The following is a 23,798-nucleotide window of genomic DNA, read 5'->3' as shown; positions in this document are numbered from 1 at the left end:
GTTCGACGATCCGGCCTCGTTACAGCCCCACTGCAATTATGGATCAGGCCAGCGGCTTATCTGGGTTTGCCGCGGAATAGTCCTGCCGCACCACGACACTGAAGAACGATCGTTGAGCCTACCTCACCACGCGTTTCTCGAGCTTGCGGGCCAAAGTGCGCCGATGCAGGCCGAGCCGGCGCGCGGTTTCGGAGATGTTGAAGCCGGTCTCGACGAGCGTTTCGTGGATACGCTCCCATTCGAGGTTCTTGATCGAGGTGGGACGGCTGCTCAACGAGACGGAAACATCGCCCTCGGCCCTGCCGAAGGCGGCTTCGATGTCGTCGGTGTTGGCGGGCTTGGCCAGGTAATGACATGCGCCAAGCTTGATCGCCTCGACAGCCGTGGCGATGCTGGCGAAGCCGGTCAGCACGACGATCCTCATCGACGTGTCACGGGCGCTGAGCAGCTTGACGCATTCCAGCCCGGAGCCGCCGGCGCCAAGCTTGAGATCGACGACGGCGTAGGCCGGAACCGCTGTTTCGAGGGCGCCGAGCAGCTCATCCCTGCCGTGGCAGACCACGACGTCGTAGTCACGCTTTTCGAAGGAGCGCTTCAGCGTCTTCGCGAAGGTGGCGTCGTCCTCGACGATAAACAGGGATCGATCAGGCCTCATGATCATCTCCATCGGTCAGCGCCGCGAGCGGCAGCGAAAGCGTAACACAGGCGCCCTGCTCCATGTTGCGAGCGGAAAAGTCGCCCCCCAGCTTTCGAACCACGTTGACGACGAGGAAAAGGCCAAGGCCACCGCCCGGCCGTCCCTTGCTCGACATATAGGGCTGACCGAGTGCGGCCAGAATACCCTGGTCGAAGCCCGGCCCGCGGTCACGCACCGAAATCACCAGTTTCTCGCCCTGCCGCTCGGCGGCGACGCCGACCCAATCCTGCGATGCCTCCAGAGCATTGTCGAACACATTGAAGATGACCTGCTTCAGTGCCGTGTCGGAGACGATCTGCTCGTCAGGTTCGAAATCGTTCTTGTACTCCAGATTGAGCGGCTGGCGGCTGACACGCCATTCCTGGACGAGATCGTCGAGGAAATGGCGGATGCTGGTGCGGATCGTGCCCTCTCCCCGCGCCTGCCCCGACGACATCAAGATGCCCGAGACGATGCTTTTGCAGCGTTCGATCTGCGCCTGCATTTCGGCCACGTCCCCGGCCAGTTCGCGGTTGCGCGTGACGCTGCGGATCTGGCGCCAGTCGGAGAGGATGACGGAGATGGTCGACAGCGGCGTGCCCAGTTCATGCGCAGCACCGGAGGCCAGCAGGCCCATGCGAACGATATGATCCTCCTCGGCCGAGTGCTGGCGCAGATCGGCGAGATAGGCGTCGCGCTCGCGCAGATTGCGGTTGATGCGCGTCATAAAGATGACGATCAGGCCGGCCGCCAGCACGAAGCAGATGAACATGCCCCTGATATGCAGGGCCAGCAGGTCGCTGCCGCCGTGATGCGGGATGGCGATCGGCTGGAACTGGAACGTGAGGAAGACGAAGCAGGCGGAAGCGGCGGCCACCAGGCTCCAGGTGGACCAGGGTGTCAAAAGCGCGGCGCCAAGCGTGATCTGCAGCAGGTAGAGCGACACGAACGGGTTCGAGGCACCGCCGCTGAGGTAAAGCTGGGTCGTCAGCGCCGCCATGTCGAAGATGAGCGCGACGAACAGCTGGGCGTTGCTGATCGGCCGCTGGCCGCGCGAAGCGAGCTGGCTGAAGATGTTCAGCCCGACCAGGAAAAGCACCACCCCGGCCATCTCCCCCAGCGGCAGCGGGATGTCGAACCAGTATTGCGTCACCAGAATGGTGAGCACCTGACCCGCCACCGCCAGCCAGCGCAGCTGGATGAGCAGGAGCAGGTTCTTCCTGTTCGCCGCGTCGGGATCGGGGACCGCGCCGTTCTTGCCCGCAAGTGATGCGGCCGCGAAGGATTTGTCGTTGCCAAGCGTTTGCGTCGGGACGCTCATCGTGCCGGTCCTCGCCGCCGGCGGGCGCCAATCATCGGCGCGGCCAGGGCCGCGGCAAGCATCGCAGCGAGCGTGAACCAGGTCAAAGCATAGACGAGGTGGCTGTTGCGGAAAGTCACGACCGTCAGGCCGCCGCGCGGCCAGCCCGCGGATGCTTCCGCATCGACGAAATAAGGGGCGATGTCGTTCGTCAGGCCGCGCGTGGCTGCGATGGCGGCGACGTCGCGCGAATACCAGCGATTGCCCGCCGGATCATTGCTGCGCAGGAAGCCGCCGCCCGGCTCGCTCATGCGCAACAGGCCGTCGATGACGGTCGGCGAGCCGAGCCCGCCGCTTTCTTGTTCGAACTCGGCCTTGCGCTCCTGGGGAATGAAGCCGCGGTTGACCAGCACGACGAAGCCACGGTCGGTCCGCATCGGCGTCAGCACCCAATAGCCGCCGCCAAGCTCCGTCACCGCCTGCACGAGCGTGTTCTTGCCGCCCAAAAAGCGTCCGGCCAACCGCACATGGCTGTACTCGTAACCCGTGGCGGTCATGCCGCCCCATGTCGCCGGGCCTGGCGCATCGACAACCGGCGCATGGATGCGCTGGTCGACGCGTGCGATCAGGTCGAGCTTCCAGACCCGCCTTTCCAACTGCCATATGCCAAGCCCAACGAACACCGTCACGCCGAGGAGCCCAAGCAATGCGAGAAAAAGCCGCGACGCGGATGACCTGCCGGCATCCTTTCCTGGCGCGGCGGGCAAGCTGATGCCGGCCTGCCCGATCCTTACTTCGACAGTGGTCCTCCCCGCGCCCGGCGCCGGGCTCATGGCATCTCGCGCATGTCGTGAAGCCCGGGCATCATGTTGGCGTTGAGGTGGTACATGACCCAGAGCGAGCCGGTCAGCACGATGACGACCAGGATCAGCGTGAAGATCAGCGCCAGCATCGACCATCCGCCCTCCGAGGCGGTATTCATATGCAGGAAGAAGACCATGTGGACGACGATCTGCACCACCGCGAAGGCCATGACGGCGATGGCCGTGGCCTGCTTGTTGTCGATGGCGCCGCTCATGACCAGCCAGAACGGAATGGCGGTCAGGATCACCGACAGGACGAAGCCGATCAGATAGCCCTTGAACGATCCGTGCGCGGCTCCGCCATGGGCGTGGCCGTGGTCGGCGGCGTGATCATGAGCGCTCATCGCAACATCCCCATCAGATAGACGAAGGTGAAGACGCCGATCCAGACGACGTCGAGGAAATGCCAGAACATCGAGAGGCACATCAGCCGGCGGCGGTTGGCCTCGGTGAGGCCGAACCGGGAGACCTGCGTCATCAGCGTCACCAGCCAGACGGTGCCGAAGGTGACGTGCAGCCCGTGCGTTCCGACCAGCGTGAAGAAGGACGACAGGAAGGCGCTGCGCTGCGGCGTGGCGCCTTCATGGATCATGTGTGCGAATTCGTAGAGCTCGATCGACAGGAAGGCCAGGCCGAACAGGCCGGTCACGGCAAGCCACGCTTGCGTCGCCGCGACGCGGCCCTTGTCCATGGTCAGCATGGCAAAGCCATAGGTGATCGAGGACAACAGCAGTATGGTGGTGTTGACCGCGACCAGATCGAGATCGAACAGGTCCTTTGGCGCTGGCCCCGCCGCGTAATTGCCGCCGAGCACGCCGTAGGCCGCGAACAGCATGGCGAAGATCAGGCAGTCGCTCATCAGATAGAGCCAGAAGCCGAGCATGGTGCTGCTGCCTTCGGCGTGCGCATGCTCTTCTTCCAGGTGGAAGACCGGTCCGGTGCCGGCCGTGGTCGCACTCGAATCCATGATCAAACCCTAGCCCTGGGCGGCGAGGAGCGTCGTCCTCGCCTCCTCCGTCTGCGTGACCTCGGCAGCCGGAATGTGGAAATCGCGGTGATAGTTGAAGGTGTGGCCGATCGCGGTGGCGATCAGGCAGACGAAGCTCAGCGCCGCCAGCCACCAGATGTACCAGATCAGGCCGAAGCCGAGCGCCACGCTGAAGGCGGCCAGGATGACGCCGGTGCCGGTATTGCTCGGCATATGGATCGGCTTGAAGCCGGAGAGCGGTCTGACATAGCCAGCCTTCTTCATGTCCCACCAGGCGTCATTGTCGCGCACGACCGGCGTGAACGCGAAGTTGTAGGCGGGCGGTGGCGAGGACGTCGACCATTCGAGCGTGCGGCCGTCCCAGGGATCGCCGGTCGGATCGGTCAGAGCCTCGCGCTTGCGGATGGAGACGAAGATCTGGATCAGGAACGCGGCGATGCCGGCGGCGATCAGCACCGCGCCGAAGGCGGCGATGACGAACCATATCTGCAGCGAGGGATCGTCGAAGACACGCATGCGGCGCGTCACACCCATCAGGCCGAGTATGTAGAGCGGCATGAAGGCGAACCAGAAGCCGACCACCCAGCACCAGAAGGACACCTTGCCCCAGAACGGATCTAGCTTGAAGCCGAAGGCCTTGGGCCACCAGTAGGCGATGCCGGCGAACAGGCCGAACAGCACACCGCCGATGATGACGTTGTGGAAATGCGCGATCAGGAACAGGCTGTTGTGCAGCACGAAGTCCGCAGGCGGCACGGCAAGCAGCACGCCGGTCATGCCGCCGACGACGAAGGTGAGCATGAAGGCCATCGTCCACATCATCGGCAGTTCGAAGCGGATGCGGCCGCGATACATTGTGAACAGCCAGTTGAATATCTTCGCTCCCGTCGGGATCGAGATGATCATCGTGGTGATGCCGAAGAAGGAATTGACGCTGGCGCCGGAGCCCATGGTGAAGAAGTGGTGCAGCCAGACCAGATACGAAAGGATGGTGATGACCACCGTGGCGTAGACCATCGAGGTGTAGCCGAACAGGCGCTTGCCGGAGAAGGTGGAAGTGACCTCGGAAAAGACGCCGAACAGCGGCAGGATGAGGATGTAGACTTCCGGGTGACCCCATATCCAGATGAGGTTCACGTACATCATCGGGTTGCCGCCGAAGTCGTTGGTGAAGAAGTTGGTGCCGACATAGCGGTCGAGCGCCAGGAGCGAGAGCACCGCCGTCAGCACTGGGAAGGACGCCACGATCAGCACGTTGGTGCACAGCGACGTCCAGGTGAAGACAGGCATGCGCATCATGGTCAAGCCGGGCGCGCGCATCTTGATGATCGTGCAGATCAGGTTGATGCCCGACAGGGTGGTGCCGACGCCCGCCACCTGCAGCGCCCAGATGTAATAATCGACGCCGACATCCGGACTGTAGCCGATGCCGGAGAGCGGCGGATAGGCGAGCCAGCCGGTGCGGGCGAATTCGCCGACGAACAGCGAGGCCATGACCAGGATGGCGCCGCCGACCGTCATCCAGAAGCTGAAATTGTTGAGGAAGGGGAAGGACACGTCGCGCGCGCCGATCTGCAGCGGCACGACGAAATTCATCAGGCCGGTGACGAAGGGCATCGCCACGAAGAAGATCATGATCACGCCGTGGGCGGTGAAGATCTGGTCGTAGTGATGCGAATTGAGGTAGCCCTCGGAGCCGTTGAAGGCGATGGCCTGCTGCAGGCGCATCATGATGGCGTCGGAGAAGCCGCGCAGCAGCATGACCAGGCCGAGCACCATGTACATGATGCCGATCTTCTTGTGGTCGACGCTGGTGAACCACTCGCGCCACAGGTAACCCCACAGCTTGAAATAGGTGATGACGCCGAAAAGGGCGATGCCGCCGAGCGCCACCGCGACGAAGGTGGCGACGACGATCGGCTCATGCAGCGGCAGCGAGTCCCAGGTGAGACGGCCGAAAATGAATCTGGTCAGCGTATCGGGCATCGGCTGTCTCTCACAATTCGCGCCGCAGCAGGCCGAGCGGCGGCGTATCCGCCTCGGCGCGACGGCTCTCGGTCTCGGGCCTCAGCAGCCCTGCCCCGCGCAGCGGGGAAAGGTTCCTGGCCGGCCAATCCGCCGGCGTCGCATCGCTGGTCGCGCGCGCCGCGGCAGCCGCCTCCTCCGCCGTGCAGATGCTGGCGACATAGGACGGATCGTTGCCGAACACCGCACCACGCCGGGCGAGCTTGTCGTATTGCAGCGGCAGCGTGTTGCGCACACCGGCAAGACCGAGGCCGCCCTTGGCGTCGATCGACATCATCTCGTTCATGCACATCTTGCCGCGCTCGACGCACAGATTGAGGATGGCTCCATAAAGGTCGGGATCGACGGAGGCATAATGGCGGACCGGCTCGTTCTCGCTCGGCTTTTCAAGTTCGAGATAGTTGTCGCGGCTGAGCGCCGCCGACGCGGCCCTGGCCTGCGCCACCCACTGGTCGAAAGCCTGGTCGGACAGGCCGTGGAAGGCAAAGCGCATCCCCGAAAAGCCGGCGCCGCTGTAATTGGCCGAGAAGCCGCTATAGGTGCCCGGCCGGTTGATGACGGCGTGCAGCTTCGTCTCCATCGCCGGCATCGCATAGATCTGCCCGGCAAGGGCTGGAATGTAGAAGGAATTCATCACCGCTGACGAGGTGATGCGGAAGTCGATCGGCTGGTTGACCGGCGCCGCCAGCTCGTTGACGGAGGCGATGCCGTAATCCGGATAGATGAAAAGCCATTTCCAGTCGAGCGCCACGACCTCGACCCGGAGCGGCTTGTGCGCTTCAGTGACCGGCTGGCCGGGCTCGATGCGGTCGATCCGGCGGTAGGGATCGAGCAGATGCGTGCCGAGCCAGGTCAACGCGCCAAGACAGATGATGATGAGCAGGGGCGCCGCCCAGATCACCAGCTCCAGCTTCGTCGAATGATCCCAGTCGGGCGCATAGGTCGCCGCGGTGTTGGATTGCCGATAGCGCCAGGCGAAAAAGACAGTCAGCGCCATGACCGGGATGATGATGACCAGCATCAGCAGGATCGAGACCACGAGCAGGTCGCGCTGCTGGGCCGCGACATCGCCGGCGGGCGCAAGCACGACCAGATCGCAGCCGCTCAACAGCCCGGCCAGGGGGAACAGAAGCAAGGCTCCAAATCGTTTCATCAAACGCTGCCCTCGAAGGACCGCCACAACCGTTCATGTTGCAGTGCGGTATCGATCCAAGGGCTACTGCTCGCGGCGCCGTGGTGACATTGGACAATTTGTCCAATGCCCAGCAGGCATGGCTTTGGCGCAGTGTGCAGTGCACAATGGAACCCTTGGGGAATCCCCGGAATTGGGTTCCGGACACTTCATTCCACGCGGTGGCGACGGATAAGATGGCTCAGACTTCGACTGCCGAAACGAACAGCGAACTGATCGGCTCGCATCATGGCCAGGTCAGCGCGGGCGATATCGCGGTCGGCGTGATCGTCGGCAGGACGTCGGAATTCTTCGACTTCTTCGTCTATGCGATCGCCTCCGTCATCGTGTTTCCCAAGCTGGTGTTCCCGACTCACGATCCGCTCGTCGGCACGCTCTATTCCTTCTGCATCTTCGCTTTGGCCTTCGTCGCGCGTCCGTTCGGCTCCGTGCTGTTCATGGCCATCGACCGCGCCTATGGCCGCGGCGCGAAACTGACGATCGCGCTGTTCCTGCTCGGCACGTCGACCGTCGCCATCGCGTTTCTGCCGGCCTATGGCGACATCGGAGCGGTCGCGGTGTGGCTTTTGGCGCTTGCCCGCATCGGCCAGGGGCTGGCGCTCGGCGGAACATGGGACGGACTGCCCTCGCTGCTGGCGCTGAACGCGCCGCAGAACCGGCGCGGCTTCTATGCCATGATCCCGCAGTTGGGCGCGCCGATCGGCCTTATCGTGGCAAGCTCCCTCTTCGCCTTCTTCGTCGCCAACCTGTCGGCCGACGACTTCTTCTCCTGGGGCTGGCGCTATCCCTTCTTCGTCGCCTTCGCCATCAACGTCGTGGCCCTGTTCGCCAGGCTGCGCATTGTCGTCACGCCTGAATTCTCGAAATTGTACGAGAGCGGTGACCTGCAGCCGACGCGCATCAGGGATACGATCAGGGCCGAGGGCCACAACGTCGTCATCGGCGCCTTCGCGCCGCTGGCGAGTTTCGCCCTGTTCCACATGGTCACGGTGTTTCCGCTTTCCTGGGTGTTCCTGTTCACCAATGAGGGGCCGGCACGCTTCCTGATGATCGAGGCGGTGAGCGCGCTGTTCGGCATTGCGGCCATCGTCGCATCGGGGCCACTGGCCGATCGCGTCGGACGCCGTGCGCTGCTCGGCGGTTCGGCGATCGCCATCGCGACCTTCAGCGGCTTTGCCCCGCAGCTCCTGGACGGCGGCGCAGTCGGCGAGGCGCTGTTCATGGTGCTGGGCTTCATCCTGCTGGGGTTGAGCTTCGGGCAATCGTCGGGCGTCGTCGCCTCGAGCTTTTCGCGGCAATATCGCTATACCGGCTCGGCGATCACTTCGGATCTGGCGTGGATGTTCGGCGCCGGCTTCGCGCCGCTCGCAGCCCTGCTGCTGGCCGGCAATTTCGGCCTCATCGCCGCCGGCGCCTATCTGCTGTCGGGCGCTGCCTGCACGTTGCTTGCCCTGTGGATCGACAGGCGCCGTCCGGCCGCGGACCGTCAGCCCGACTGATCCGCCCAGTTCGCGATTACGGATGGTGCGGTCGATTGCAAGGTCGAACCGGCCCGGCAGGCCATTGCCATGCTCGCCTGCCCAATACGGCATGCGTATTTTGCGCGGAAGGACCACAAAATGGAATCGAGCACCCTGCCGGCCAATCGGCCAGCGGGACGCCGCTTCGCTTTGCGAGATGCAGTTATTGCGCTACCCGCACGATGAGTTTGCCGAAGTTCCTGCCTTCGAGAAGGCCCAGGAAAGCCTGCGGCGCGTTCTCCAGGCCATCCACTATATCTTCCCTGTAGCGGACCTGGCCGGACGCGATCCACCCGGCCATATCGCGATAGAAGACGGGGCGCTGGTCGACAAATTCGCGCTGGATGAAGCCCCTGATCGACAGGCTGCGGTGGAGCACTTGTTGCATCAGCGTCGGCAGCCGGTCGGCGGCGGAAGCCGCGATGGTGTTGTATTGAGCGATCAGCCCGCAGACAGGCACACGCGCGAACTCGTTGAGCAGCGGAAACACCGCATCCCAGACAGGACCGCCGACATTCTCGAAATAGACGTCGATGCCATCGGGACAGGCAGCCTTTAACTGCTCGGCGAAATTGTCGGCCCGGTGGTCGACGACCGCGTCGAAACCGAGCTCCCGCCGCACGAAGGCGCATTTGTCGGCGCCGCCGGCGATGCCAACGGCGCGCGCGCCCTTGATGCGTGCGATCTGGCCGACAGCCGAGCCGACCGCCCCGCTCGCCGCCGCCACGACCACTGTCTCGCCGGCCTTTGGCTGCCCGATGGTGAGCAGGCCGGCATAGGCGGTAAAGCCCGGCATGCCAAGCACGCCGAGTGCGGTGGTGACTGGAGCCGCCGCGGGATCGAGCTTGCGCAGCCCGACACCGTCGGACAGGGCGAAGCCCTGCCATCCCGAGTGCGACAGCACGATATCGCCTTCGGCGAAACCGGCATGGCGGGATCTGACGACGCGCGCAACGGTGCCGCCCTCCATCACGCCGTCGATCTCGACCGGCTTGGCATAGGATTTGGTGGCGTTCATGCGGCCGCGCATATAGGGATCAAGCGACAGATAGAGGATCTGCAGCAACAGTTCGCCCTCGCCCGGCTGGGTGATCCCAACGGACTCGATGCGAAAATCGCTCGGCTTCGGCCGGCCTTGCGGTCGCGCCGCAAGCACGATGCGAATGTTCGTCTCAGTCGACATTGGCTGCTCCCTTTGAACAACATTCCACGCCAAGAACAGGTGCGGCTATTGGGCCGGGATTCTCGTGCGGCGTCGACCCCCTTATACTGTCGTCCGGTGCAAACGTCCTCGTCGGATTCACCAGCTGCGACACCGCATGGCTGGAGAGTGGCCGCCGGGGGATGCTCGGGCTCAAGCCCGTTTCGGGATCTGGATATCCTCGAGCAGAAGCGTCAGCGCCATGGCGACGAAATAGAGCGCCGCCACCCAGATGAACATCACGTTGAAACCACTCGAATAATGGGCGAGCACCACGTCGCGGGCCGCGGCCGGCAGGCTTGACGCCAGATGCGGGATCAGCCCGGTCAAGCCATCCGGCAGCAGAGCGGCGGCATCGGCGGGAAGCTGCGAGGTCTGCCGGTTCAGAGCCCAGGTCATCACCGCGCCGTTCAGCGCCAGTCCCAGCGATGCCCCTATCGTGCGCGCCTGGGTGATCAGCGACGTCACCGCGCCGATATCCTGCAGCGGTGCCGCGGCCTGGATCGCCACGATCAGCACCTGGAACTGCAGGCCCATGCTGATGCCGAACAGGCCCATCATCACCGCCAGCACCCAGATCGGCGTGTGCGAATTGATGAAGACAAAACCTATCATCAACAGCCCGCCAATAGCCATCGCCACCACTGGCATCCATTTGTAGCGGCCGGTCGCGGCAATCACCCGCCCGGCCACGATCGAGATGACCATCGAGGTCAGGGAAGCCGGCAGGAACAGGAAGCCGACTTCGGCCGGACTGAGCCCGGTCAACGTCTGCATGTAGAGCGCGAAATAGAAGAACATGCCGAGCGTCACCGATCCGGCGACCACCGACACACCCGAGACGATGCGCACGGTCGAATTGCCGAACAGCCGCAAGGGCACGATCGGCTCCTCGGCCCGCCGCTCGACCAGGATGAACGAGGCGATTGCCGCCAGCGCGACGACCGGCAGCACGAAGGTGAGCAGGTCCGGCCCGGCGGGGTCGAGCACATGATAGCCCCAATAGACGATTGCCGTGGTGCCGATGGCCAGCAGCAAGCCGCCCAGATAGTCGATGCTGTGCCTCTTCTCGTTGAACCGGCTGCGCATGGCGAATGCCAGGATCGCCAGCACGACGATGCCGATCGGCAGATTGACCAGGAACACCCAGCGCCACCCGAACAGGCTGGTGATATAGCCGCCGGCCAAGGGACCGAGGACCGACGACAGGGCGAACACCGCCGAACTGTAGCCTTGGTATTTGGCGCGGTCGCGCGGCCCGAACAGTTCGCCGATCATGGCGAAGGCCGAGACCATCAGGCCGCCGCCGCCGATGCCTTGCAGGACGCGCGCCGCGATCAGGCTCTCCATGGACCAGGCCATGCCGCAGACCAGCGAACCCAGCAGGAACAAGGCGATCGCCGTCAACACCACGTTCTTGCGGCCATACATGTCGCCGAGCTTGCCATAGAAGGGCGCCACGGCGGCGGTGGATAGCAGATAGGCGGCGCCGACCCAGCCGAACAGATGCAGGTTGCCGAGTTCGCCGGCAATGGTGGGCAAGGCGGTAACGACGATCTGCATGTCGATGGTGGCCATGAACATGGCGATCAGCGCGCCGCAATAGACGACCAACGTCGTCATGTCGGGCCTGGCCACGGCCTCTGCGGGCGGCGCGTCCGGGAGGGTCGAGTCGATGCTCATGGGTGTCTCCGACGTTCGGGACCGGTTTATGTGCCCGCAGCAGATATATGTCAATATCAAATATATGCTATAAGCATGTAATTGACATCGGCATATATTTTTGCTAGCGCGCTGTGACATGAGCAGCAACGATACCGGGCCGGGCAAGGCCGACCGATTTTCCGGCGTATGCCAGACGCATGGCGATCAGAATCTCGCCGATCTGGCGCGCAGCAACGGCCTGTCCGAAGCGGCGGCCGACGCCGTCGCCGCAATCGATGCGGTGCTGAACAAGGTACGCCGCTCCATCCAGCGCCGGGACTTCGGTCGCTTGATCCTGGCCCGCATCGACCCTTCGCTGGAGGTGAGCCATCTCGATGTGATCATCGCCATCGCGCACAATCCGGCCGTCGGCGACACGCCGCCGGACGAGGTGACGGTCGGCAACATCGCCGAGCGCCTGGGGATCGACCCGTCCCGCGCCAGCCGCATCTCGGCCGATATCGTCGAGCGCGGCTACGCCTTGCGCGTCGCATCGCAACTCGATGCCCGCCGCATTTGCCTCAGGCTCACCGCCAGGGGCGAGCGCCTGGTGACGGCGGTGCGCCAGACCAAATGGCGGATTTTCGCCGAGGCACTGGCGCAATGGGACGAGCAGGAGCTGGTGACGTTCGCCACCCTGCTGGAACGCTTCGCCGGCTGGGCGATCGATGAAGCAGGGATGAGCAGGGCCGCCGACGCCGTCAAGCAGATGATGGACGAGACGGAACCGGTGTAGGGCCTGCCGGGTTCGACAGCCAGCCGGAGTTGGCACGAACCGATGAAGCGCACGACAGGCGCGCGCATGGATCATTGCCGCCGAAGGCGATAGAGCTGGCGAAGAGTTGTCCGTGCCCATCCTTGGCGGATGCCAAGTGCAGCGCTCGCCACCATGAAATTCTCCGCCGCCTTTCTATGCCGGCTATGCATCATTCGAAAGATGCTCGATCCGTTCACTGAGCTTGCGCAGTGTTCTTTTTTCTCCCCCGAAAATAAGTCTGTGGATATTGGCCTGGCGACGAGAGCGTGTCGTATCCACCAAATGAAAGGTGCGTAACGATAAGCAACTTGGCTCGGGGGACTCATGAAACGGTTGCTTGTTGGTGCGGCAGTGCTTGTCGCGAGTGTCGTTGGCGCGGATATTTCTGCTTTCTCTTATATTAGCCGAAGTGCAGGAATGGCAGCACTCGCGCAGGAGAACCAAAGCTCTTCCGCGACTGCCGGAAATTCTGCCGCCGGTTACGGCAATGGCGGGGCGGCACTGGGAACCGGCGGCCAGGCCGCGGGCAGCCCGTCGAGTTCTTCGTCAGCGCAGTCCACCGGAGATGGTTCATCAGGGACCGGCAGCCCGGATGCGGCGGCCAAGGTCGGCGCCAAACCGGCCGATGCCAATGCCGGCGACGGCAGCAGCAGTACAGATGGCACCAAGGCGGCCGACACCGAGACGGCCAAGACCAGCGATACCGAGGCCGCCCCGGAGGAGCCGTCGGCGCAGGCAATGGCTGCCGCGACCACGACGACCGACAGCGGCGATCCCGAAGCGATCGGCACGCCGAAGGTGGATCTGCCCAAGGCGGCCGGCAACGGCAATCTCGGCTATTCGATCGCCATCGACGCTCCCGCCTTCCACGGCATCGAGCCGCAGATCGCGCTCAACTACAATTCCTCGCGCAAGACCAAGCTCGGCGGCCTCTATCAGGGCTGGCTGGGCTATGCCTGGGGTCTCGATGGCTTCGACGTCATCGAGCGGGCGAGTCCGGGCTATGGCATGCCCGAGTTCCTAGCGACCGATATCTTTCTGCTCGATGGCCAGCCGATGTTTGTTTGCACGGCCGGCATGGTCTCGCCGTCCTGCTCGAACGGCGGCAACCATACGACCGAGAATGAAACCTATCGCCGCATGGCGTATAGTTCGGCAGCCAATGAATGGAAGGTGACCGACAGGGATGGTACGGTCTCGACCTTCCAGTCGGTGGCGGCGGTCGCGGGCATGGCGGCCTCTGACCTTGCCACGAACTATCGCTGGCTGCTGACCTCGGTCACCGACACCAACAACAACACCGTCAGCTACAGCTACTCATGCCCGGCGAGCCCGGTCTGTTATCCCAACATGATCACCTACAATAGAACGGTGATCGGTTTTCATTACGAAACGCGGCCCGATACGATCCTGACGGGCAATGGGCGCGACATCTCCGAGACGACCCGACGCATCAAGTCGATCAGTGTCTGGGTCAACAACGTGCTGCGCACCGCCTACAAGCTCACCTACGACCAGGCGCCATTCTCCAACGCCTCGCGGCTCACCGCTGTCACGCGCTACGGCAGCGATGCGACCGTCGCCGCCGACGGCACCATCACCGGCGGCACCGCGAAGGTCATGGCCCAGATGACCTATCAGAACACCGATGGGATTTATGGCACGGTGAGCGTTTCATTCCCTGCCGGCGGCGGCGGGTTTTCATCACGGTCAGCGGGAGATCTAGATTTCGACGGTCGAGACGAGATATTTGGAGAATCCTCAGCCACAACCACCCAACACAGTGGCGGAAGCAGCGGGGAGACAACCACTACAGAAACAACCACGGAGAGGATCTACAAATTCGCCTCCAATGGAGGGTTAGCGAGCACGGCTGCAGCAACGCTGGAGTCGCACATTGTAGTCCTTCCTGACGATCACCAATCCGTCGTGGAGACGGGTCGCTTCCTTGCAAATAAGAACACCACCGATTTTGCAGCCAAGACCACGTATTCAGAGCCATTCGGTCATAACGGCGGCACCAGGACCGTCATCAATGGATCAATAATTACGAGCGATCCGCAACTGGCGCTGACCAAGGCGGCTTGCGGTTCCACAGGACCGGCGGGCTACGAAGCGGTTTGCAGCGCCCTCACGTCAACTGGCAGACCGATCGTTGCCGATGCAAACGGGACCGGAGTCGATACCTTGACCCCCAGCAACTCCACGTACCAAGTGAAGGGCGTTGGCGATTTCCTGGGTAATGGCAAACGACAGCCGCTCTTCTGGGGTCCCAACGGAACGTCGACGAAGGGGGTGCTTTCGAACGGCAAATGGCAGCCGGGCGCGACCTCGTTTCCCATAGCATGCTCCAATGGAGCTTATTCCGGGGCAGTTGGCAGTTGCGTATTGGCGGATGTCAACGGCGATGGTGCAACGGACGTGGTTGTCTACAATGGCACCAACGGCAACACACAGGTCTGGCTGTCGACCGGGGTTGGCTTCAAGAACTACACGGTCTCGTCAATCCCGGGCACGACCGCAGTGCTTCGCGACTTCGACAATAGCGGCAAAGCGTCCGCCATCACCATTGGCGGCACGATTACATCGGGGCAGCCTCGAACCGGCCCTGTCAGGGTGTTCTCGCTGCGTCCGTCATCTACGGCGATGACGCCAGTGGAGTTCACGCTGCCGGTGCCTCTGACGGCGGGCACGGTTGTCGGCGACTTCAACGGCGACGGCCTCCCGGACTTTACCAGTACCGCGAATTTCTCCTCTGGCACCATGTTCATCTCGAACGCCGGCACGGGCAATCCGAACCTGCTGCGCTCGATCACCACCGAACTCGGCGGCACGGTCGCGGCCGAGTACACGCCGTCCTCGACCTGGACGAACAACTACCTGCCGCAGGTGGTGCATGCGGTGACGAAACTGTCGGTGAGCGACGGCCGAGGCCAGACGGCGGTGAGCACCTATCAGTATTCCGGTGGCAAGTATGACCCGGCGGCGCGCAAATTCTTGGGCTTCGCCTCGATCGTCGAGACAAAACCGCTGGCCAATGGCGAGACGGCACCCTCGACGGTGACGACCACCTATCGCCAGGATCTGGCAAGCTATGGCCTGCCGTCGCTGACGGTGTGGAAGGATGGCGCGGGTGTCATGCACAAGCAGGTGGCCGAGACCTATGCGGTCAACACGGCGGCAAAGCCCTACACCGTGCAGAACACGGCGACCGACACGACGTTCATCGAGAATGTCACGTACACGCTCAGGGTCGAGCGCGGCTTTGACGCCTATAACAATGTCGTCAGCCTCAAGGACTATGGCCGCACGGACGCCAGCGGCGACGAGACCTGGACCCAGAAATGGTTTGCGCCCAACACCAGCGCCTACATCGTGTCGCTGCCGCGCATCGAGACCGCGCAGGCGGGCCTCGACAATTCGTTCCCATTCATCCGCTACAAGGCGAGCTTCTATGACAACCAGCATACCGATAACAACACGCCGCCGACCAGGGGTAACGTAACCTGGACAGCGGACTACAATGATCTCTACGGCACGCCGCAGAAGGCGACGCATCAGTTCTTTACCTATGACAGCTATGGCAACAAGATCTCGGCCACCAACGGTCTCGGCCACAAGACCGAATGGGACTATGACTCCACCTATCACCTCTACCCCGTAACCGAACGGGCACCGCGTTACTTCGCGACGGGCGGGCAGACCGCCGATACGCGCTTTGTCTCGACCGCCACCTACAATTCTGTCTGCGGCCTGCCGGCGACCAGGACCGACTTCAACGGCCTGGTGAAAACCTTCACCTACGATCCGTTCTGCCGTCCGTATCAGATCTCGCAGAGCGTCACCGGCGCCTATGTCAGGAACCAGTTTGTCAGCGAGGGCAATCCCGGGGCGCAGGCGCTGATCAAATACACGCCCCTGCCCAATGGCGCGGGTGAGGATTTTACCATCTCCTGGTATGACGGGCTTGGCCGGGTCTACCGGGTCATGACGCCCGGCGAGACGGCGGCCGGGCCAAGGCGCATTGCCGATACCGACTTCGATCCGCGCGGCAATGTCCTGCGCACGGCATTCCCCCGCTTTGTCGACGATGCCGCGCAGTGGACCACCAACAGCTACGACTGGGCCGACCGGCTGACGAAGACCGTCAATCCGGATGGCAGCCAGCGCAGCTATCTCAACGACCTGACCACCGCGCCCACCACCACCCCGCGACTGCATGGCACGACAATGACCGACGAGCTCGGCCACCAAACCCGGACGGCATGGTCGACGCGCGGCGATGTCGCGGGCGTGGTTCGCGACTTCGCCGGTCTTCAGCTGGCGCAAACCCGCACCTTCGACGTGCTGGGCCGGCTGGTCGGCCTTACCGACACCAGCGGCTCGAGCTGGACCTACACCTACGACATGCTCGGCAACCGGCTGTCGGCGTCGGATCCCGATCTCGGCACCTGGACCTACACCTACGATGCCGCCAACCGGCTGATCAAACAGACCGATGCACGGGGCACGGTCACCAATCTCAGCTACGACCAGATGGACCGGCTGACGCTGAAGACGGCAACGGCACCCGGCGGCAGCCCGGTTGTGCTGACGCAGAACACCTATGACCAGGCGGCTCCAAGCTCTTGGTACAATATCGGCCAGCTCACCACCTCGACCAATGCGGCAGCGACGCACAGCTACAATTATGACGGGCTTGGCAAGCTTGGCCGGCATGACACGACGATTGCCGGCCTGACACACACCACGGTCGATATCCATGACAGGTCCGGCCAAATGATCCTGAAGAATTATCAGGCGCCGTCGGACCTGTGGTTCGGCACCTGGACCAACCCGCTGCAATACACTGCCGGCAACAAGCTCTATTCGGCCCCCGGCTTCATCACCTCGACCATCTACGAGGCCGATGGCCAGACAAAGGAGATCACCTACGCCAATGGCGTGAAGACAAGCTTCACTTATTCGCCGACCCGCCGCTGGCTGACGCGCGTCACCACGTCCAAGGGCGCAACCGTTCTCCTCGATGAGCAATATGCGCGTGACGCTCTTGGCCGCATCACTGGCACCACGGGGCTCACCGCCTCCGGCAGCTGGACCTATGGCCATGACAATGCCGATAGGCTGACCTCAAGCACCAATCTGGGCAACACCAGCTTGAGCGAAAGCTTCGTCTATGCCGCGAACGACAACATGCTCTCACGCACGCGTGTCGCCGGCAGCTATGTCTACCCCGCGGCGAGCGCAGCTCGTCCGCACGCACCCGTCAGCGTTGGCGCCAATGCGATGGCCTATGACGCCAACGGCAATCTCACCTCCGACGGCAGCCGCACGCTGAGCTGGGACGAGGCCAACCGGCTGAAGACGGTCAGCCTTGCCTCCAACACCGTCAACCTTGCCTATGGTCCTGACGGAGCACGGGCAAAGAAAACATCGAGCTTCGCCACGACCCTCTATCCCGACGCCGATGTCGAGATCGATCCGGCGACACCGGGCGCGGAAATCTACACCCGCTATCCCCATCCCGACATCAAGGTCGTCAACGGCGTCAAATATTTCCTCCATCGCGACCACCTGGCCTCGGTGCGCATGGTCACTGATGCCTCGGGCGCCATCGTCGAGCAAACCAACTACGCCAGCTACGGCGAGCGCCTCAACACCGGCTTCCAGACCCAGAAGAGCTATATAGGCGGGCGCTTCGATGCCGAGACCGGGCTGCTGTATCTCAATGCGCGGTATATGGATCCGGTGTTGGGGCGGTTCATCTCGCCGGATGATTGGGATCCGACACTCGCTGACGTTGGCACCAACCGTTATGCGTATGCCCAGAATGACCCGATTAACAAGAGCGATCCAAACGGGCATGCGTATACCGTAATGGGCGACTTCGCACCAGGTCCCGATGACCCCGTGTCATTTGAAGACGGGGGCTGGCTTAGTCAGGGCAATAACGCCACTATGCTCATGGGAGGGATCGTATTGGGTGGAACTGCGGCGGTCGCAGCACCCGAAGTCGCCGCTGCGGCCTTCACTAGGTTCCCTGGGCTAACACTATTTACGACCGAGACTGCCGCTGCTGAAGTGGGTATCGTTGCTCCCGCTACAGTTGGAGCCGGGGTAATCTCCAAAGTTGCACCAGGCGTAGTCTCGCAGCTCTCCAACGCTGGCACTCGAACTGGGGTGTTTTCCAAAACCCTAATCGCCGCAGGAAAACAAACAATGGGGCAGAAGGCACACCACATTGTCGAATTAACGGATAGAATGGCTGCCGCAGCACGCGCTCAACTTGCTAGATTTGGAATTGGCCTGAATTCTGTTGAAAATGGCATCGGGTTGGCCAATCATGTTGGGAAGCATACGAATTTGTATTCTAGGATGGTGGCGCAGGAGCTAGGTCTGGCTCGAACAAAAAAGCAGGCGGAGGCTATTCTCGGCAAACTAGAAAAAGAAATGTCTAAAGTTGATAGTGAGATTTCGAGCGGGGCGCGGAGTGAGAGAAGCGCTGCGGATGCGTGGGCGAAAGATGTTGATTCTGGTAGAACAAAATTCTGAGGTGAATGACTAAAATGTATTGGAGGGCTGAACAGGACTCAAGAAATTACAGCATTCTTGTTGATGACGGAAACGACTATGGATCGCAAGATTTTTTGGAGATGGAAGGTGCACGCAAGATCGACCAAAGAAAGCTGAGCTTTCGTTTCGACGATGAGCGAGCGCTCCCCGTAGGGGACTTTGTGCCGACTTCCCAGCTAGGGGTTTTGTTTGCAAAACGCGAAATATTCGATCTTTTTGGTCATGTTATTTCGCGAGGTAAGCACACTTCATATACAGCGCGAACCGATAAGTATGACCTTGAGATATATGTTCCAATGGAAGAAATTGGTGGCTTCGATTTTGCAAGATCATCCTATGAAACGTTTGACGATGGGGATATATATAGAATCCATGATTTAAAAGTAATTAATGGATTCAAAACGAGCTTCGACGTGTTTCGACTGAATGATAATTTCGGAACAAGATTTCACATAATTGTTTCTGATAATTTTAAGAATATATATGACTCAGAAAGATTGACGGGGTTGCGTTTCACTAGAGTTTGATATTTAGAATGGAATTACGGCGACAGTGCACTTTTTCTTTGACCGCTCCGCTTTGCGTGTAGATTGACCGCGTGGCTCGCCTCGCCCGCATCGTCATTCCCGCCCTACCGCACCACGTGACGCAACGCGGCAATTGGCGCGCCAAAGTGTTTTTCACACCCGGGGACTATCGCTCTACAAGGCCCTGCTGGTCGAGCATTGCCGCGCCGCCAATGTCGGCATTTGGGCATGGCGCCTGATGCCGAACCATGTTCACCTGCTCCTGACGCCGGCCGACCCGGACGGCCTGTGGCGCGCGCTCGCCAAGGTGCACCGCGCTTATGCCGGCACCATCCATGCGCGGCAGAAGAAAACCGGACATTTCTGGCAAGGCCGCATCGGTGCCATCGCGATGGACGAGGACCACCTGTTGTCGGCGGTACGGTATGTCGGACTGAACCCGGTGCGCCCAGGGCTGGTGAAACAGGCGGCCGGTTGGCCCTGGTCAAGCGCTCGGGCGCATCTGACAGGTGAGCCCGATGGCGCTGCCGATCTGCAGCCAATGAGGCACCGTCCGCCATCATCGAGCGGGCCGTACGATCTGGTCGAGACGGATGCCGTGGCCTTCGACGCCCTACGCAAGGCCGAGAGCATCGGCCGGCCGGTGGGCGGCGAGGCGCTTCTTAGCCGGATTGCCGCGCAAACTGGAAGAGCTGTGAAACCAGGGATGCGAGGGCCGGTGGGGCAAAATTAGTGCGTTGTCACCGTAATTCCCAAATTTCTCAAGCTATATGGATTCAGCAAAATCCTTCTTAGGGATAGAGTAGAATAGAGATGAAAAAATTACCCTATGAGGAAGGGACCGTATTTGCCATTCCGTTGCGATCGAGCGGCTATGGGGTAGGTTTGGTGGCTCGTATGGCTCCGAAGGGAAAAATCATTCTGATATATCTCTTTGGGCCAAAACGGTTACACCTGCCAAACGAAGATGAGCTTTATAAACTAATGCCCGAGGACGCGATTAGATGCATAAGGTGTGGCGATCTAGGGTTGATCAATGGAAGCTGGCCAACTATTGGAAAAATGAATAAATGGATTGCAGATGAATGGCCTATTCCAGAATTTATGCACAGAGATATCTTATCTGGTCAAATTTTAATTCGGAAATATTCCGATTCAGATCCATCGAAGCTGGAGCGTCAAGATCGCGTAGCGTCAGTCGCCGTCGACTTGGAGCCTGATGGTTTACATGGGTATGGGGCAGTCGAATTGCTTATGACCAAGCAGCTAGATCCCATTTGATTAGGCAGCCAGCGCAACTATTTGATCGGCCTTACCGACACCAGCGGCTCGACCTGGACCTACACTTAAGACATGCTCGGCAACCGGCTGTCGGCGACCGATCCTGATCTCGGCACCTGGACCTACACCTACGATGCCGCCAACCGGCTGATCAAACAGACCGACGCCAGGGGCACGGTCACCAATCTCAGCTACGACCAGATGGACCGGCTGACGCTGAAGACGGCAACGGCACCTGGCGGCAGCCCGGTTGTGCTGACCCAGAACACCTATGACCAGGCGGCTCCAAGCTATTGGTACAATATCGGCCAGCTCACCACCTCGACCAATGCGGCAGCGACGCACAGCTACAATTATGACGGGCTTGGCAAGCTTGGCCGGCATGACACGACCCTTGCCGGCCTGACGCACATCACGGTCGATATCCATGACAGGTCCGGCCAAACGATCTTGAAGAATTATCAGGCGCCGTCGGACCTGTGGTTCGGCACTTGGGACGACCCGCTGCAATACACCGCCGGCAACAGGCTCTACTCGGCTCCCGGCTACATCACCTCGACCGTCTACGAAGCCGATGGCCAGACGAAGGAGATCACCTACGCCAATGGCGTGAAGACAAGCTTCACCTATTCGCCGACGCGCCGCTGGGTGACGCGCGTCACCACCTCGAAGGGCGCAACCGTTCTCCTCGATGAGCAATATGCGCGTGACGCTCTCGGCCGCATCACCGGCACCACGGGGCTCACTGCCTCCGGGAGCTGGACCTATGGCCATGACAATGCCGATAGGCTGACCTCAAGCACCAATCTGGGCAACACCAGCTTGAGCGAAAGCTTCGTCTATGCCGCCAACGACAATCTGATCTCACGCAGCCGTGTGGCCGGCAGCTATGTCTATCCCGCGGCCACATCCCCTCGCCCGCATGCACCCGTCAGTGTTGGTGCCAATGCGATGGCCTATGACGCCAATGGCAATCTCACATCGGACGGCAGCCGCACGCTGAGCTGGGACGAGGCCAACCGGCTGAAGACGGTCAGCCTCGCCTCCAACACCGTCAACCTTGCCTATGGTCCTGACGGAGCACGGGCAAAGAAAACATCGAGCTATGCGACGACGCTCTATCCCGACGCGTCCGTCGAGATCGACCCGGCGACACCGGGCGCGGAAATCTACACCCGCTACCCCCATCCCGACATCAAGGTCGTCAACGGCGTCAAATACTTCCTGCACCGCGACCACCTGGCCTCGGTGCGCATGGTCACCGATGCCTCGGGCGCCATCGTCGAGCAAACCAACTACGCCACCTACGGCGAGCGCCTCAACACCGGCTTCCAGACGCAGAAGAGCTACATCGGCGAACGCTTCGATCCAGAGACCGGGCTGCTGTATCTCAATGCGCGGTATATGGATCCGGTGCTGGGGCGGTTCATTTCGCCGGATGATTGGGATCCGACATTGCCGGACGTCGGTACTAACCGATACGCCTATGCTCAGAACGATCCGGTCAATAAGAGTGATCAGAACGGACATGCCATCGATCCGAACGAAGGCAAGGAGCCCCTGGGGGCTGAAGGGGGCTCCAAGGCGGCAGACAGCAGCACGAAGTCGAAAGATCTGCAAGCAGCAGGAGACAAGGCTGCAAAAGGCCTAGAAAATGTCAAAGATAAGAAAAAGAATGAAGTCGGCCAAAAAGTTGCGGATGTTCATATTGTTTACGGAAAACAGCGAGTGGACAGCAAGAATGTTTTTGGTCACGTCTCGGTCTTGGTCGACGGAAAAGGTGTTTATTCCCCAGGAACCGGAACGCCGTTCGGATCTTCGGCGAAGGATTTTATGGGCCAGCAGATACCTGTTAGAGATCAGGTCGTAACCACAATAAAAACAACGAAAGATCAAGATGAGAAGATTGCAGATTATTATGTGAAGAAATGTGATCAAACTGCGCCTATGCTGACAAATAATTGCGCTGATCAACTTTCGTCCGCTTTAAAATCTGCTGGGATAAACATCAATAGTGGATTTCCCGTAGGCACACCGGCAGCTCTCAACGATAATCTTGCGGAAAGTCTATCGGTTCCGAGTCGCACAATAAACATTTCTAGAGGCAGCATGGGAGCAGATCAAGCCCTTTCAAGAATTGGATATTCACAATGAGGATTATCAAGATATTTTCTGTGATCTCTATCACAGCTATAATTAGTGGATACTGCGATAGAGGAGGCGATTTATTTGACGCGATAATCTCTAAAAATACAGATAAAGCCGAAGCCGCGCTAAAAAGTGGCTACGATGCGAATTGTACGACGACTGACGGAGTTACTCCGTTGTTGGCAGCAGTTAACGGAAAAGACATTTCTATGGTCGAGTTAATTTTGAAGTATAATGGCAATCCCAATACGACATACGGAGGAGCAAGCCCGCTTTACTTTGCAGCAATTGCCAATTGCGTCGAGTGCGCTCAAAAAATAATCTCTTATGGAGGGCGATTTTTAGCTGATCCGGTACAGATTTCATATCTTAAAAACTACAAACACACAGAATCTGCTTTCTGGCAGAGTATTATATCCAAAGACTCTGAAAAAAATTAGAATTACGGTGACAGTGCACTAATTGCCTGCCATGCCTGCTATGGAAGTCCGTCACTCTTGGTTTGAGTATATGGCTCGCCTTGCCCGTATCGTCGTTCCCGATCTGGCGCACCACGTCACGCAACGTGGCAACGGGCGCGCCAAAGTGTTTTTCACCCCCGGGGATTACGCGCTCTACAAGACCCTGCTGGTCAAGCATTGACGCGCCGCCAATGTCGGCATCTGGGCATGGTGCCTGATGCCGAACCATGTGCACATGGTCCTGACGCCGACCGACGCCGATGGCCTGCGGCGCGCGCTCGCCAAGGTGCACCGCGCCTATGCGGGCATCATCCATGCGCGGCAGAAGAAAACCGGACATTTCTGGCAAGGCCGCATCGGTGCCATCGCGATGGACGAGGACCACCTGTTGTCGGCGGTACGGTATGTCGGACTGAACCCGGTGCGCTCAGGGCTGGTGAAACAGGCGGCCGATTGGCCCTGGTCAAGCGCTCGGGCGCATCTGACAGGTGAGCCCGATGGCGCTGCCGATCTGCAGCCAATGAGGCACCGTCCGCCATCATCGAGCGGGCCGTACGATCTGGTCGAGACGGATGCCGTGGC

The 23,798-nt window shown here is 60.9% G+C and carries 18 protein-coding genes and 1 pseudogene; 10 read left to right on the top strand and 9 right to left on the bottom strand.

All coding sequences use genetic code 11. The features are described from left to right. Positions 1-118: 118 nt before the first annotated feature. The 7 genes from CK226_RS03905 to cyoA are packed head-to-tail and all read right to left on the bottom strand — an operon-like array spanning position 119 to position 7,005. Positions 119-655, bottom strand: coding sequence for a response regulator transcription factor (locus tag CK226_RS03905; protein ID WP_179296128.1), 537 nt, complete (start codon positions 653-655; stop codon positions 119-121). Further along, a complete protein-coding gene (locus CK226_RS03900; protein ID WP_095791101.1) occupies positions 645-1,997 on the bottom strand; it encodes an ATP-binding protein in 1,353 nt (450 codons plus the stop codon). Before CK226_RS03900 ends, CK226_RS03905 begins: the two co-directional genes overlap by 11 nt. Next, positions 1,994-2,809 (bottom strand): SURF1 family protein, encoded by an 816-nt coding sequence (locus CK226_RS03895; RefSeq protein WP_245437651.1) that lies wholly within the window; start codon positions 2,807-2,809, stop codon positions 1,994-1,996. Before CK226_RS03895 ends, CK226_RS03900 begins: the two co-directional genes overlap by 4 nt. Then, a complete protein-coding gene (gene cyoD / locus CK226_RS03890) occupies positions 2,806-3,183 on the bottom strand; it encodes a cytochrome o ubiquinol oxidase subunit IV (protein ID WP_095791100.1) in 378 nt (125 codons plus the stop codon). The genes CK226_RS03895 and cyoD overlap by 4 nt, the downstream gene beginning before the upstream one ends. Next, positions 3,180-3,806, bottom strand: a complete 627-nt coding sequence (gene cyoC, locus CK226_RS03885; protein ID WP_095791099.1) for a cytochrome o ubiquinol oxidase subunit III — start codon at positions 3,804-3,806, stop codon at positions 3,180-3,182. The genes cyoD and cyoC overlap by 4 nt, the downstream gene beginning before the upstream one ends. Before the next feature lie 9 nt (positions 3,807-3,815). Beyond that, positions 3,816-5,813, bottom strand: coding sequence for a cytochrome o ubiquinol oxidase subunit I (cyoB, locus tag CK226_RS03880; protein WP_095791098.1), 1,998 nt, complete (start codon positions 5,811-5,813; stop codon positions 3,816-3,818). A gap of 10 nt (positions 5,814-5,823) precedes the next feature. After that, complete coding sequence (gene cyoA / locus CK226_RS03875) at positions 5,824-7,005, bottom strand: ubiquinol oxidase subunit II (RefSeq protein ID WP_095791097.1); 1,182 nt, start codon at positions 7,003-7,005, stop codon at positions 5,824-5,826. 215 nt (positions 7,006-7,220) lie between these two features. On the opposite strand from cyoA, the gene CK226_RS03870 reads away from it, so the two are divergent. Next, positions 7,221-8,543 (top strand): MFS transporter, encoded by a 1,323-nt coding sequence (locus tag CK226_RS03870; protein ID WP_095790588.1) that lies wholly within the window; start codon positions 7,221-7,223, stop codon positions 8,541-8,543. 184 nt (positions 8,544-8,727) lie between these two features. Here the strand turns inward: CK226_RS03870 and CK226_RS03865 are convergent, their stop codons facing one another. Together CK226_RS03865 and CK226_RS03860 are read right to left on the bottom strand one after the other, a co-directional pair. Continuing rightward, on the bottom strand, positions 8,728-9,747 hold the full coding sequence (locus CK226_RS03865; protein WP_095791096.1) for an NADP-dependent oxidoreductase: 1,020 nt from the start codon (positions 9,745-9,747) through the stop codon (positions 8,728-8,730). 171 nt (positions 9,748-9,918) lie between these two features. After that, positions 9,919-11,448, bottom strand: coding sequence for an MDR family MFS transporter (locus CK226_RS03860; RefSeq protein WP_095791095.1), 1,530 nt, complete (start codon positions 11,446-11,448; stop codon positions 9,919-9,921). 118 nt (positions 11,449-11,566) lie between these two features. On the opposite strand from CK226_RS03860, the gene CK226_RS03855 reads away from it, so the two are divergent. From CK226_RS03855 to CK226_RS03820, 9 genes and pseudogenes are all read left to right on the top strand, one after another. Then, entirely contained in the window at positions 11,567-12,205 is a 639-nt protein-coding gene (locus CK226_RS03855; protein ID WP_095791094.1) for a MarR family winged helix-turn-helix transcriptional regulator, read from the top strand. A gap of 345 nt (positions 12,206-12,550) precedes the next feature. Then, a complete protein-coding gene (locus tag CK226_RS03850; RefSeq protein WP_095791093.1) occupies positions 12,551-18,778 on the top strand; it encodes an RHS repeat-associated core domain-containing protein in 6,228 nt (2,075 codons plus the stop codon). A gap of 5 nt (positions 18,779-18,783) precedes the next feature. Then, on the top strand, positions 18,784-19,326 hold the full coding sequence (locus tag CK226_RS34305; protein ID WP_179300964.1) for a hypothetical protein: 543 nt from the start codon (positions 18,784-18,786) through the stop codon (positions 19,324-19,326). A 133-nt stretch (positions 19,327-19,459) separates the two neighbouring features. Next, positions 19,460-20,059, top strand: coding sequence for a transposase (locus tag CK226_RS03840; RefSeq protein ID WP_245437649.1), 600 nt, complete (start codon positions 19,460-19,462; stop codon positions 20,057-20,059). Between the two features lie 80 nt (positions 20,060-20,139). Further along, positions 20,140-20,607 carry an Imm26 family immunity protein gene (locus CK226_RS03835; protein ID WP_095791091.1) on the top strand — a complete coding sequence of 156 codons (468 nt, stop codon included), beginning with the start codon at positions 20,140-20,142 and terminating at the stop codon, positions 20,605-20,607. 72 nt (positions 20,608-20,679) lie between these two features. Next, on the top strand, positions 20,680-22,761 hold the full coding sequence (locus CK226_RS03830) for an RHS repeat-associated core domain-containing protein (protein ID WP_095791090.1): 2,082 nt from the start codon (positions 20,680-20,682) through the stop codon (positions 22,759-22,761). Continuing rightward, on the top strand, positions 22,758-23,195 hold the full coding sequence (locus CK226_RS03825) for an ankyrin repeat domain-containing protein (protein WP_095791089.1): 438 nt from the start codon (positions 22,758-22,760) through the stop codon (positions 23,193-23,195). The genes CK226_RS03830 and CK226_RS03825 overlap by 4 nt, the downstream gene beginning before the upstream one ends. A gap of 70 nt (positions 23,196-23,265) precedes the next feature. Further along, positions 23,266-23,397, top strand: coding sequence for a hypothetical protein (locus CK226_RS35990; RefSeq protein WP_280951465.1), 132 nt, complete (start codon positions 23,266-23,268; stop codon positions 23,395-23,397). Positions 23,398-23,433: 36 nt separating this feature from the next. After that, positions 23,434-23,798 (top strand): annotated as a pseudogene (locus tag CK226_RS03820) (transposase); the annotation flags it as partial.

The sequence above is a fragment of the Mesorhizobium sp. WSM4311 genome (genome assembly GCF_002295115.1).
Taxonomy (GTDB): domain Bacteria; phylum Pseudomonadota; class Alphaproteobacteria; order Rhizobiales; family Rhizobiaceae; genus Mesorhizobium.
Note: the sequence above shows the minus strand (reverse complement) of the source record. Positions and strands in the feature narration are given on the sequence as shown.

Excerpts from the sequence above, each read along its gene's own strand:
- CK226_RS03905 (WP_179296128.1), bottom strand. The coding sequence starts at position 655 with ATGAGGCCTGATCGATCCCTGTTTATCGTCGAGGACGACGCCACCTTC.
- CK226_RS03900 (WP_095791101.1), bottom strand. The coding sequence starts at position 1,997 with ATGAGCGTCCCGACGCAAACGCTTGGCAACGACAAATCCTTCGCGGCC.
- CK226_RS03895 (WP_245437651.1), bottom strand. The coding sequence starts at position 2,809 with ATGAGCCCGGCGCCGGGCGCGGGGAGGACCACTGTCGAAGTAAGGATC.
- cyoD (WP_095791100.1), bottom strand. The coding sequence starts at position 3,183 with ATGAGCGCTCATGATCACGCCGCCGACCACGGCCACGCCCATGGCGGA.
- cyoC (WP_095791099.1), bottom strand. The coding sequence starts at position 3,806 with ATGGATTCGAGTGCGACCACGGCCGGCACCGGACCGGTCTTCCACCTG.
- cyoB (WP_095791098.1), bottom strand. The coding sequence starts at position 5,813 with ATGCCCGATACGCTGACCAGATTCATTTTCGGCCGTCTCACCTGGGAC.
- cyoA (WP_095791097.1), bottom strand. The coding sequence starts at position 7,005 with ATGAAACGATTTGGAGCCTTGCTTCTGTTCCCCCTGGCCGGGCTGTTG.
- CK226_RS03870 (WP_095790588.1), top strand. The coding sequence starts at position 7,221 with ATGGCTCAGACTTCGACTGCCGAAACGAACAGCGAACTGATCGGCTCG.
- CK226_RS03865 (WP_095791096.1), bottom strand. The coding sequence starts at position 9,747 with ATGTCGACTGAGACGAACATTCGCATCGTGCTTGCGGCGCGACCGCAA.
- CK226_RS03860 (WP_095791095.1), bottom strand. The coding sequence starts at position 11,448 with ATGAGCATCGACTCGACCCTCCCGGACGCGCCGCCCGCAGAGGCCGTG.
- CK226_RS03855 (WP_095791094.1), top strand. The coding sequence starts at position 11,567 with ATGAGCAGCAACGATACCGGGCCGGGCAAGGCCGACCGATTTTCCGGC.
- CK226_RS03850 (WP_095791093.1), top strand. The coding sequence starts at position 12,551 with ATGAAACGGTTGCTTGTTGGTGCGGCAGTGCTTGTCGCGAGTGTCGTT.
- CK226_RS34305 (WP_179300964.1), top strand. The coding sequence starts at position 18,784 with ATGACTAAAATGTATTGGAGGGCTGAACAGGACTCAAGAAATTACAGC.
- CK226_RS03835 (WP_095791091.1), top strand. The coding sequence starts at position 20,140 with ATGAAAAAATTACCCTATGAGGAAGGGACCGTATTTGCCATTCCGTTG.
- CK226_RS03830 (WP_095791090.1), top strand. The coding sequence starts at position 20,680 with ATGCTCGGCAACCGGCTGTCGGCGACCGATCCTGATCTCGGCACCTGG.
- CK226_RS03825 (WP_095791089.1), top strand. The coding sequence starts at position 22,758 with ATGAGGATTATCAAGATATTTTCTGTGATCTCTATCACAGCTATAATT.
- CK226_RS35990 (WP_280951465.1), top strand. The coding sequence starts at position 23,266 with ATGGCTCGCCTTGCCCGTATCGTCGTTCCCGATCTGGCGCACCACGTC.